Source organism: Streptococcus hepaticus (assembly GCF_043656315.1).
Lineage (GTDB): Bacteria > Bacillota > Bacilli > Lactobacillales > Streptococcaceae > Streptococcus > Streptococcus hepaticus.
Window position 1 is genome coordinate 15,959 of record NZ_JBINIY010000018.1, and the last position, 11,585, is coordinate 27,543.

Sequence of the window (11,585 nt, forward strand, 5' to 3'; positions counted from 1 at the left end):
ATAGAAAAAGGAGACAACATGACAAAACGCGCACTGATCAGTGTATCTGACAAAGCAGGCATTGTAGAATTTGCTCAAGAATTGAGAGCTCTTGGTTGGGAGATTATCTCAACTGGTGGTACAAAAACTGCTCTTGACAATGCAGGGGTGGCAACGATTGCCATTGACGATGTGACAGGTTTTCCTGAAATGATGGACGGTCGTGTCAAGACCCTTCATCCAAACATTCACGGTGGACTTTTGGCTCGTCGTGATTTGGACAGCCATTTGCAAGCTGCTAAGCAGCATAAAATTGGTCTAATTGACCTTGTGGTGGTCAACCTTTATCCATTCAAGGAAACCATTCTTCGTCCAGATGTGACTTATGATTTGGCGGTGGAAAATATCGATATTGGTGGGCCTTCTATGCTCCGTTCAGCTGCGAAGAACCATGCCAGCGTGACCGTTATCGTGGATCCAGCGGACTATGCGGTGGTACTGGATGAGCTCAAGGTAGATGGTGAGACAGCTTACGCTACCCGTCAACGTTTGGCAGCCAAGGTTTACCGTCACACGGCTGCTTACGATGCCTTGATTGCAGATTATTTCACAGCTCAAGTCGGCGAGACCAAGCCTGAAAAGCTAACCATCACTTATGACCTTAAACAAGCCATGCGCTACGGTGAAAACCCTCAACAGGATGCGGATTTCTACCAGTCAGCGATTCCGACAGAGTATTCTATCGCGTCAGCCAAGCAGCTCAACGGTAAAGAGCTGTCTTTCAATAATATCCGTGACGCCGATGCGGCCATCCGCATTATCCGTGACTTTACCGACCGTCCGACTGTTGTGGCGCTCAAGCACATGAACCCTTGTGGCATCGGTCAGGCGGATACCATTGAAGGGGCTTGGGACAATGCTTACGCTGCTGACCCTGTTTCGATTTTCGGTGGGATTGTCGTTCTTAACCGTGAGGTGGATGCGGCTACCGCAGAAAAAATGCATCCGATTTTCTTAGAAATCATCATTGCACCAAGCTATTCGGCAGAAGCGCTAGCTATTTTGACCAATAAAAAGAAAAATCTGCGTATCCTCGAATTGCCATTTGACGCCCAAGTAGCCAGCGAAGTGGAAGCAGAGTACACAGGTGTTGTCGGCGGTATGTTGGTGCAAAACCAAGACGTCATCAAGGAAAATCCAGCTGACTGGCAAGTTGTGACCAAACGTCAACCAGATGCGCGTGAGCAAGCGGCTCTTGAGTTTGCGTGGAAAGCTATCAAGTACGTCAAATCAAACGGTATCTTGATTGCCAACGACCACATGACCCTTGGTGTCGGACCTGGTCAGACCAACCGTGTCGGTGCAGTTAAGATTGCTATTGAAGCTGCTAAGGATCGTCTTGATGGTGCCGTTCTTGCCTCAGATGCCTTCTTCCCATTTGCGGATAATATTGAAGAAATTGCTGCCGCTGGGATCAAGGCTATCATTCAGCCAGGTGGATCCATCCGTGACCAAGATTCGATTGACGCAGCTGACAAGCATGGAATTGCCATGATCTTTACAGGTGTGAGACACTTTAGACATTAAGAATTGTATAAGAAATTTTTGAAATCTCGGCTTCGGTCGAGTTTTTCTTTTGTATGCAAAAAAGGCACAGGAAGTGCCTTTAGAGATTAATTTGGATAGATATAGGCTGTGACGCCATCTGCAACGGGGTTAAACCAGCCACGGAAGTCACCGAGGTACATTTTTCCTTCATAATTGGATTCTTTCACACGAATTTGGGTTGGACTATTTACTTGGGTGACGAAGGCGACATGTCCAAAAGATCCGTCTGTCCATACAGCAATAGCGCCAACTTTAGGAGTTGTTCCGACTGTGAATCCTGCATTTTTTGCAGAATTTGCCCACGTTCGTGCATGGCCCCACCAATTTCCAACCCAAGGCGCGGCTTCTTTGACACCCCAAGTACACTGGCCTACTGGATAAGTATTTGGGGTACTATCCTTTTGAGCGGCAGTAATTTCCATAGTCGCTGCCTTTAGTCCTTTTCCATTTTGATAAATGTGTACGTGGTACTTGCCGATTCCTTTATGATTGGATAAGAGCAGATTGAGAGAGTAAGTCTGATCAGCTGATGGGCTTGCTGTGTACCACTTTAGGTCATCTTGATTGTTTTCATCAGACCAAACGGCAAAGCGAACTTCTCCCTCGCTATAAATATTTTTTGCCGTCAACTGCATGGTTCCTGCCGAGAGAAATTGAGCTTGAAACTCTACGGGAATTTTTGCACCAGTCAAGTCAATCGGAGACTGGGCGTAGCCAGATCGTTTACCATCTGTATAAGTCACATAGACATGATTTTGATAGATTCCAGGATGGTTTTTATGCTCCTGAAAATCTACCGCAACTTGATAGGCGCCATTGACTAGATTTGCCTTACGCCATTTGATATTAGCCTGTTTGTCCATAGACCAAGTTGCAACATCCACTGATTTGATTTTCTTGGATTGTAGCGTCTCTTGGGTGACCACTTGATAGGTTCCTCTAGCCACATCCAAATTTTCGATGGTAAAAGTTGGTTTAGGTTGAAGAGGAACGTGTCCATTTTCTACAAGTGTGGTTACTTTAGCCATATATTTTTGACTAGCTTGTCCATTTTCCTTGATATAAACATGACTTTCATAATTTCCTGTATCAAAGTTGTGGGCATTGAGCGGGATGCGTAAGCCATAGCTGCCGTCTTCATTTTGACTGGCTGTGTACCAGACAATATCATCTTGTCCGTTTTGGCTGGACCAGGTTGGAATTCTAACTTCTGTCGTGTTTTCTGGAAGATTTTGAACAGTAATATCCAGAGCTCCCACTTCTGAAATACTAGATGTTAGACTAGGTTGTGGCTTGCTGCGTGTAAAGGCTCCCGCATCTAGAAAAACAAGTCGATCCTGAATGACAATGTAGGCATGCACGGTATAATTGCCGTAGCCAGAGTGATTGACGAGTGAAAACTCTGTTTCTTGTTCACCAGCAACATACCATCGGATATCGTCTTGTCCGTTTTCATTAGACCAGACAGCGTACTGGATTTTGTAGCCTTCTTGCTGAGGAGAGCGGTTATAGAAAATAGAAACCAGATTTCCCCGTTGTTCAATTTTCATCGACTGGTTAACTAAAGTGGGATCTTTTGGCAATGGTTGTATCACATTGGTGTCGGAAAGCCCTGCTTCAATTTCCCCAGCTTGCACGGCAGTGCTAAAAGAACAAGCCGTTAAGGCAGTTGTTGCAAACAATAAAAAATTAGAATATCTTTTCATAAAATTCCTCCTGCCTAAACTATTCGCAATTTATTGCAAAAGTTAGCGGAGGGGATTTTTCCTATAGAAACTTGATTTTTGTTCAGTATTTCCGAACTATTCGAAATAAATTCGGTAAGTAATTCTTTAAAGCGAACAAATGTGGTATACTAATATTATAAAATTCGTATTAAGGGGTATATCATGAAATTGCTTGTTGTTGGTTCGGGTGGTCGTGAGCATGCGATTGCTAAGAAGTTATTGGATTCTGAAGGGGTTGAACAAGTCTTTGTCGCACCTGGTAACGATGGCATGAACTTGGATGGTTTGGATTTGGTGAATATTGCTATTTCCGAACATTCACAGTTGATTGCTTTTGCTAAGGAAAATGATATCGCTTGGACTTTTGTTGGTCCCGATGATGCGCTAGCGGCTGGGATCGTTGATGATTTCAACCAGGCTGGCCTCAAAGCCTTTGGTCCGACGCGTTTGGCAGCGGAGCTTGAGTGGTCTAAGGATTTTGCTAAGGAAATCATGGGCACATACGGCGTTCCGACAGCAGCCTACGGCACATTTTCCGACTTCAAAAAAGCTAAGGCCTACATCGAGGCGCAGGGTGCGCCTATCGTGGTCAAGGCGGATGGGCTGGCGCTAGGTAAGGGCGTGGTCGTGGCAGAGACGGTCGAGCAAGCGGTGGAAGCGGCTCGCGACATGCTGCTGGACAATAAGTTCGGGGATTCTGGTGCGCGCGTGGTTATCGAAGAATTTTTGGACGGGGAAGAGTTCTCTCTCTTTGCCTTCGTCAACGGCGACCAGTTCTACATCATGCCGACAGCTCAGGACCACAAACGTGCCTTTGATGGCGACAAAGGACCAAACACAGGTGGCATGGGGGCTTACGCTCCAGTTCCGCACCTGCCTCAGTCAGTGGTGGACACAGCTGTTGAAACCATCATCAAGCCAGTCCTCAAAGGCATGATTGCTGAAGGGCGTCCTTATCTCGGGATTCTCTACTGCGGTCTCATCTTGACAGCGGATGGACCAAAAGTTATCGAGTTCAACGCCCGCTTCGGTGACCCAGAAACCCAGATTATCCTCCCTCGTCTGATGTCAAACTTCGCTCAAAACATTAGTGACATTCTTGATGGCAAGGAGCCAAACATCACTTGGTTAGATAGCGGTGTGACTCTTGGTGTGGTTGTTGCCTCAAACGGCTACCCACTTGACTATGCCAAAGGCGTTCAACTACCAGCTAAAACTGACGGCGACATCATCACATACTATGCAGGCGCTAAGTTTGCAGAAAATAGCAAAGCTCTACTCTCAAACGGTGGCCGCGTCTACATGCTAGTCATCACAGCCGATACCGTCCAAGCTGCGCAAGAAAAAATCTACAACCAACTCAAAACCCAAAACACAAGAGGCCTCTTCTACCGAACAGACATCGGCAGCAAAGCCTTAAAAGATTAAATCAACAATCCATTGCGAACGCAGTGAGCACAACTAAACGCGAGCGAAAGCGAGCCACCCAGATACTTTTGATAGTGGTGACAAGAGTGACTACGTCACTCGGGGAACTTGAAAGACTTTAGGCTTTCAAGTTAGTCATGAGACACCGAAGGTGGCTGCTGACGACCCCACTACCTAAGAAAAGTAAGGAGCAATCATGTCAAATCCAGTCATTTCCATCATCATGGGTTCAAAATCCGATTGGGCAACCATGCAAAAAACAGCTGAAGTCTTGGATAACTTCCAAGTCCCATACGAAAAAAAAGTCGTCTCTGCCCACCGTACACCTGACCTCATGTTCAAACACGCCGAAGAAGCCCGCGGTCGAGGCGTCAAAATCATCATTGCAGGTGCAGGCGGTGCTGCCCACCTTCCAGGGATGGTAGCTGCCAAAACAACCCTCCCTGTTATTGGTGTCCCTGTCAAATCGCGCGTTCTCAGCGGTGTCGATTCTCTCTATTCCATTGTTCAGATGCCTGGTGGGGTGCCTGTGGCAACCATGGCTATTGGTGAAGCGGGAGCTATAAACGCTGCCCTCACAGCCCTCCGAATCCTCGCAATCGAGGACCAAAACTTGGCGGAGGCGCTAGCCCATTTTGCAGAGGAACAAGGAAAAATCGCGGAGGATTCAACGGATGAACTCATCTAAAACCATCGGCATTATCGGAGGCGGGCAATTGGGCCAGATGATGGCCATTTCTGCCATCTACATGGGGCACAAGGTAGTGACCCTGGACCCAGCGGCCGACTGCCCTGCATCGCGCGTGTCGGACATGATTGTGGCCCCCTATACGGACGTCAAGGCTTTGGCGCAATTGGCTGCGCGCTGTGACGTGCTCACTTATGAATTTGAAAACGTAGACGCAGACGCCTTGGACAAGGTTATCAATCCAGGACAATTGCCACAGGGAACCGACCTCCTGCGCATTTTCCAAAACCGTATCTTTGAAAAAGACTTCCTGTCAAACAAGGCAGACGTCACTGTGGTACCTTACAAGGTAGTCACATCAAGCTTAGACTTGAAAAACCTAGACCTGTCTAAAAACTATGTCCTCAAAACCGCAACAGGTGGTTACGATGGCCATGGGCAAGTGGTCATCAAATCAGAAGAAAATCTGGCTGACGCCAAAGAATTGGCCAACCATGCTGAGTGTGTCTTGGAAGAATTTGTAACCTTCAACCTTGAAATCTCAGTCATCGTGTCAGGGAATGGTAAGGATGTGACAGTCTTCCCAGTTCAAGAGAACATCCACCGCAACAATATCCTCTCAAAAACCATTGTCCCAGCCCGCATTTCTGAAGAACTTGCTGAAAAAGCCCAAGCCATGGCAGTGCAGATTGCTAAACAGTTGGACCTATCAGGAACCCTCTGTGTAGAAATGTTTGTGGCAGACGAACAGATTTTGGTCAACGAAATCGCCCCACGTCCCCACAATTCAGGACATTATTCTATTGAAGCCTGTGATTTTTCACAATTTGACACCCATATTCTAGGCGTTCTCGGACAACCATTGCCACCAATTCACCTCCACGCCCCAGCCATCATGCTCAATGTCCTCGGACAACACATGGAAGCCGCGCAAGCATTTTGTCACCAAAACCCTAGCGCCCACCTCCACCTTTATGGTAAACTAGAAGCGAAGCACAATCGCAAGATGGGGCATGTGACCTTGTTTGGGGATGCGGAAAGTGTGGGGGCGTTTTAGGGAGGTTGGTCTAAAGAAGAAAATGTTTGAAAAAATTAAAGGATTTAGCATAAAGTCAGGCATATTTGAAGATAAAACTCAATTAGAACTCTTTGAAGGAAATTTTGAGGGAACAAATCAATCGCAAAATGATAGAGCAAGTTTATTATTTGGGAGGAATGGTTCAGGAAAAAGCACTATCGCTCGCGGAATAAGTAAATATAAAAATAGTGAGTGGGGAGTAGATAGAGTATCATTTATTGATAAAGATAATAATAACATTGTACTTAGTGATAGTGAACGAAAATCGATATTTATTTTCAATGAAGACTATATTGATCAAAAAGTCAGAATTGCTCAAGAAGGATTAGATACAATTGTAATCTTAGGCGAACAAGTTGACATTGATAGTCAACTTGTTATATTGAGAAGTAAGTTGGCTGAGTTAAGGTCCGAATTTCAAAGATATGATTCTGAGTATACAGACTATAAGGACGATAAAAATGAAAAATCTCCGGATTTTTGGAAAAAGAGGATGACAAATTCTTTAAAGGGACCAGGAAATTGGGCGGAAAGAGATCGGGAGATAAAAGGTAATAGAGCAGCTTCTTCTGTTAATAGCAATACTTTTCAAAATTTTGTTAACTTACAACCAACTTTAGATAGAGATTTATTAGAGAATAAATTTAATGAGGAAAAGGTTAGATATTTTTCAATAAGAGAGTCAGCAGTTGCCATAAATCATAATTTATCTTTACCACCAATTAATTTTGATCGGAATGAATTATCAACTTTATTATCTCAAAGAATAGAGAAACCAGAGTTGAATGATAGGGATGAGTATCTGCTAACTTTACTATCTGATACCACAAAAGGTGAACGTCATTTAAAAGAGGTTAAAGATTTTTTTTCAGATGAACATCAAAAAAGGTGTCCTTTTTGTACTCAATTAGTATCTGATGATATTAGAGAAGAACTTATCAATGGTGTAACTAAACTCCTATCGAGAGCTGTTGAGGAACACCAACAGGCATTGAGAGGCAGTAAAATTGATGAGATAAATCAGAATTTTTCTGATTATAAGCAAATAGACTCAAGTTTAATCGATTCTTATCAAAGTAGTATTAATGCTTTAAATGCTAAATTTAATGCTATTAACTTATTAATTGATAAAAAGATTGAGAATCCTTATGTTGTAGTAGAGCTACCAGAATTAGATTTTTCCAAAGAATTATCTCAGGTAGAGAGTGACATTGAAAAAATTAATCAAGCAGTTACCCAACATAACTCAGAAATCACAGATAATCAAACATTAAAAGAAAATTTACTTCGAATCAATAATGAGTTGGCTTTCTATGAAATTCAAGATGATTATAAAAAATTTCAAGAGAAATCAACCGAAAAAGAAGCATGTAAAAGTAATTATGACAGTAGCAAAAGCAAAGTATCAGATTACGAGCAGCAGATTTCTAATTTAGAGAATCAGAAACTGAATATAGATATAGCGGTTGATGAAATTAACAAGGGTTTAAATTATATATTTTTTTCAAAAGATCGTTTAGCAATTCAAAATCAAAATGGAAAATACTACTTACTATCAAGAGGTAAGGCCGTGGATCCTAGTAGAGTATCGGTGGGTGAGAGGAATGCACTTGCGCTTTGTTACTTCTTTACTGAAATTATTCAACAAAGAGAATTGTCTGAAGCCTATTCTCAAGAAAATTTTATTATTATTGATGATCCAGTTTCTAGTTTTGATATGGAAAATAAAGTGGGGATAATCTCATATTTGAAATTTTGTTTAACTAAATTTCTTAAGGGGAATAGGAATACCAGAGTTTTATTAATGACCCATGACAAACAAACTATGTATGACTTTGATAAATTTTTACAAGAAGTAATGGAATCTTGTAAAGTAGAGGAAGGTGGGCAAAAATCTAAATACAAGAAATTAGAACTGGTTTCTGGTAAATTACAAGAATTCAAAACTAGCAGTCACGATTATACAGAACTACTTGAAATAGTTTTTGACTTTGCATCAGGAAGAGGTGGACCTACCGTAGAAACTTTTGTCGGTAATGCCATGAGAAAAATTTTAGAGGCTTATGGCAGTTTTAACTATAAAACAGGTATTACACAATTAACAACAGATCAGAAAATTGTTGCTAAGTTAGATGAAAGGTATAGGTCGTATTTCGAGAATCTTATGTATCGACTGGTTCTGCATGGGGGGAGTCATTATGAAGATCCGGTTAAAGCTTTAAATATTGACTTCTTTGATACTATTTCTGACGAAGAGCGAGAAAAAACAGCTAGAGATTTGTTAGTTTTACTTTATCTTCTAGATGATTTGCATATTTTAAAACATTTAGCAGGTATATCAGATGCGAAAGAAGAACTTGAACAATGGAAACACGAAATTTTGGAATAAAATGTCTATATTAGTTGACTTGTTATGATAAATTCAGCTATATAATAGATAATTGGAATAATCAAATGTTTATTGTTTCTAATTACATTTTACGGAAATTTCAATATCTTGTTATGTGATGCTTACTAATCCTCACAGATAACAAATTCAAAGGAGAAAATATGCTAGAACGTTACACACGCCCTGAGATGGCGAACATTTGGAGTGAAGAAAACAAGTACCGTGCTTGGTTGGAAGTGGAGATTTTGGCTGACGAGGCTTGGGCTGAGTTGGGTGAGATTCCTAAGGAAGATGTGGCTAAGATTCGCGAAAATGCGGACTTTGACATTGACCGCATTCTTGAGATTGAGCAAGAGACTCGTCACGATGTGGTGGCTTTCACCCGTGCGGTTTCTGAGACCCTTGGTGAAGAGCGCAAGTGGGTTCACTATGGCTTGACGTCTACAGACGTGGTAGACACTGCCTACGGTTACCTCTACAAGCAGGCCAACGACATTATCCGTCGTGACCTTGAAAACTTTACTAACATCGTGGCTGAAAAGGCTAAAGAGCACAAGATGACCATCATGATGGGCCGTACCCATGGTGTGCACGCTGAGCCTACAACTTTTGGTCTTAAATTGGCCACTTGGTACAGCGAAATGAAGCGTAATCAAGAGCGCTTTGAACATGCTGCCGCAGGTGTGGAAGCAGGGAAAATCTCTGGTGCAGTTGGTAACTTTGCTAACATTCCTCCATTTGTGGAAGAATATGTTTGTGGCAAATTAGGCATCCGCCCACAAGAAATTTCAACTCAAGTCTTGCCACGTGACTTGCATGCTGAATACTTTGCTGTACTTGCTAGCATCGCAACATCTATTGAACGCATGGCAACCGAAATTCGTGGTCTGCAAAAATCAGAACAGCGCGAAGTTGAAGAATTCTTCGCAAAAGGTCAAAAGGGTAGCTCTGCTATGCCTCACAAACGCAACCCAATCGGTTCTGAAAACATGACTGGGCTAGCGCGTGTTATCCGTGGTCACATGGTGACGGCTTATGAAAACGTAGCCCTTTGGCACGAACGCGATATTTCGCACTCATCAGCTGAGCGCATCATCACGCCCGACACGACTATCCTCATCAACTACATGCTCAACCGCTTTGGTAATATTGTCAAGAATTTGACGGTCTTCCCTGACAATATGCTGCGCAACATGAATTCAACCTTTGGGCTTATCTACAGCCAACGCATCATGTTGACCTTGATTGAAAAAGGCATGACCCGCGAACAAGCCTACGATTTGGTTCAACCAAAAACAGCTTACTCATGGGATAACCAAGTAGACTTCAAACCACTCCTTGAAGCAGACAAAGAAGTCACATCACGCCTCACACAAGAAGAAATCAATGAACTCTTCAACCCAGTTTATTACACAAAACGAGTTGATGATATTTTTGATCGTCTTGGGTTAAATGATTAAAATTAGAAAGACTGAAGAATGAAAGTTCTCCGGTCTTTTATTTTGTCAAAAACCGAACAAACAGTTTGATATTCCGGGATGTTCTAGAAAAAGACAGATGATTTGTGATATAATACACTAAGTGACAATTTAGGAGAAAAGATATGAAAGAATTAGGGTTAAAGATTCGTAAAATGAGAGAAGAGAGAGGAATTACACGAGATGATTTTTGTGGAGACCAATCGATTCTTTCAGTAAGACAATTTGCTCGGATTGAAGCTGGACAATGTATTCCTACCTTAGAACGAATGAGATATATAGCAAAACAATTCGGTGTTTCTGTCGGTGTATTTGTTGATGAAGAGGTATTGGAACTTCCTAAAAAATATAAAGAAATAAAGTATCAGATACTACGTACACCTGTTTATACAGATGAAAGACGGATTCAAGAACGTGAAGAACAATTTGATGAAATTTATGAGGAATACTATGATTATCTTCCAGAAGAGGAAAAGTTAACAGTAGATAGTCTACGTACAATACTAGATACCTTTAGCGCAAAGCAAGTTGATTTTGGAACGGGTTTATTAGAAGAGTATTTTGAACAAGTTAAGCTAAAAACATCTTATAAGATGAATGATTTAATACTGATAAAGCTCTATTTATTATGCGCAAATGTATCTTCTGAACATTATGATGAAGTCTTTGTTCAAGGATTATTACCAAGACTTGTAAAAAATAAGGAAAATTACGATGTAGAAGAATTATTGGTATTAAACATGATTTATATGGGGCTGTTTTCAGTTTATTTTCGAAGAAAAGATAAGCAGGTAGTGGAAGAAATTTTATTTCAAATGTCTAATATAATAGAAAAAATTCATGATTTTAAGCGGATGCCAGTACGACAATTGATGCAATGGAAATATCAGTTGCATTTATTACAAGACGAAAAAGGGGCAGAAAAAAGCTATAAGAAAGCCCTATCCTTTGCTCAGATGATGGACGATGATTATCTGGCACAGCAACTCACACAAGAGTGGAAAAAAGATCATAAATAATAGGACATCCCTGACATGTTCAAGTTGAATCGAATCTTTTAAAATAGACAATGTAAAAAATATTTAGGAGATAATTCAATATGAAAAGATTTATTAAACTTCAATACCTGTTCCTTTTGGCGTTGCCAATTATCGCAAAGATAGCCACCAAAGCTACAGAATGGAATTGGTGGGAAGTTTAAATTGTGATA

Annotated in this window: 8 protein-coding genes; 7 read left to right on the top strand and 1 reads right to left on the bottom strand. The window is 41.7% G+C overall.

Annotated elements, in window-relative coordinates:
- Positions 1-18: 18 nt before the first annotated feature.
- Positions 19-1,566 carry a bifunctional phosphoribosylaminoimidazolecarboxamide formyltransferase/IMP cyclohydrolase gene (gene purH / locus ACHUFA_RS09870; protein ID WP_394405829.1) on the top strand — a complete coding sequence of 516 codons (1,548 nt, stop codon included), beginning with the start codon at positions 19-21 and terminating at the stop codon, positions 1,564-1,566.
- 86 nt (positions 1,567-1,652) lie between these two features.
- Here the strand turns inward: purH and ACHUFA_RS09875 are convergent, their stop codons facing one another.
- Positions 1,653-3,293, bottom strand: coding sequence for a GBS Bsp-like repeat-containing protein (locus ACHUFA_RS09875; RefSeq protein ID WP_394405831.1), 1,641 nt, complete (start codon positions 3,291-3,293; stop codon positions 1,653-1,655).
- A gap of 183 nt (positions 3,294-3,476) precedes the next feature.
- Between ACHUFA_RS09875 and purD the strand changes: the two genes are divergently transcribed.
- The 6 genes from purD (at position 3,477) to ACHUFA_RS09905 (ending at position 11,394) form a co-directional block, all read left to right on the top strand.
- A complete protein-coding gene (gene purD / locus ACHUFA_RS09880) occupies positions 3,477-4,742 on the top strand; it encodes a phosphoribosylamine--glycine ligase (protein ID WP_394405833.1) in 1,266 nt (421 codons plus the stop codon).
- 196 nt (positions 4,743-4,938) lie between these two features.
- Positions 4,939-5,430 carry a 5-(carboxyamino)imidazole ribonucleotide mutase gene (gene purE / locus ACHUFA_RS09885; RefSeq protein WP_394405835.1) on the top strand — a complete coding sequence of 164 codons (492 nt, stop codon included), beginning with the start codon at positions 4,939-4,941 and terminating at the stop codon, positions 5,428-5,430.
- Positions 5,417-6,487 carry a 5-(carboxyamino)imidazole ribonucleotide synthase gene (gene purK / locus ACHUFA_RS09890; RefSeq protein ID WP_394405837.1) on the top strand — a complete coding sequence of 357 codons (1,071 nt, stop codon included), beginning with the start codon at positions 5,417-5,419 and terminating at the stop codon, positions 6,485-6,487. Before purE ends, purK begins: the two co-directional genes overlap by 14 nt.
- 22 nt (positions 6,488-6,509) lie before the next feature.
- A complete protein-coding gene (locus tag ACHUFA_RS09895; RefSeq protein ID WP_394405839.1) occupies positions 6,510-8,897 on the top strand; it encodes an AAA family ATPase in 2,388 nt (795 codons plus the stop codon).
- 161 nt (positions 8,898-9,058) lie between these two features.
- On the top strand, positions 9,059-10,357 hold the full coding sequence (purB, locus tag ACHUFA_RS09900; RefSeq protein ID WP_222348937.1) for an adenylosuccinate lyase: 1,299 nt from the start codon (positions 9,059-9,061) through the stop codon (positions 10,355-10,357).
- 143 nt (positions 10,358-10,500) lie between these two features.
- Positions 10,501-11,394: a helix-turn-helix domain-containing protein gene (locus tag ACHUFA_RS09905; protein WP_222348936.1), complete on the top strand. Its 894-nt coding sequence runs from the start codon at positions 10,501-10,503 to the stop codon at positions 11,392-11,394.
- Positions 11,395-11,585 lie beyond the last annotated feature (191 nt).

What these genes read in the sequence shown, in the direction of transcription:
- purB (WP_222348937.1), top strand. Translation starts at nt 9,059, where the DNA reads ATGCTAGAACGTTACACACGCCCTGAGATGGCGAACATTTGGAGTGAA.
- purE (WP_394405835.1), top strand. Translation starts at nt 4,939, where the DNA reads ATGTCAAATCCAGTCATTTCCATCATCATGGGTTCAAAATCCGATTGG.
- ACHUFA_RS09895 (WP_394405839.1), top strand. Translation starts at nt 6,510, where the DNA reads ATGTTTGAAAAAATTAAAGGATTTAGCATAAAGTCAGGCATATTTGAA.
- purD (WP_394405833.1), top strand. Translation starts at nt 3,477, where the DNA reads ATGAAATTGCTTGTTGTTGGTTCGGGTGGTCGTGAGCATGCGATTGCT.
- ACHUFA_RS09905 (WP_222348936.1), top strand. Translation starts at nt 10,501, where the DNA reads ATGAAAGAATTAGGGTTAAAGATTCGTAAAATGAGAGAAGAGAGAGGA.
- purK (WP_394405837.1), top strand. Translation starts at nt 5,417, where the DNA reads ATGAACTCATCTAAAACCATCGGCATTATCGGAGGCGGGCAATTGGGC.
- purH (WP_394405829.1), top strand. Translation starts at nt 19, where the DNA reads ATGACAAAACGCGCACTGATCAGTGTATCTGACAAAGCAGGCATTGTA.
- ACHUFA_RS09875 (WP_394405831.1), bottom strand. Translation starts at nt 3,293, where the DNA reads ATGAAAAGATATTCTAATTTTTTATTGTTTGCAACAACTGCCTTAACG.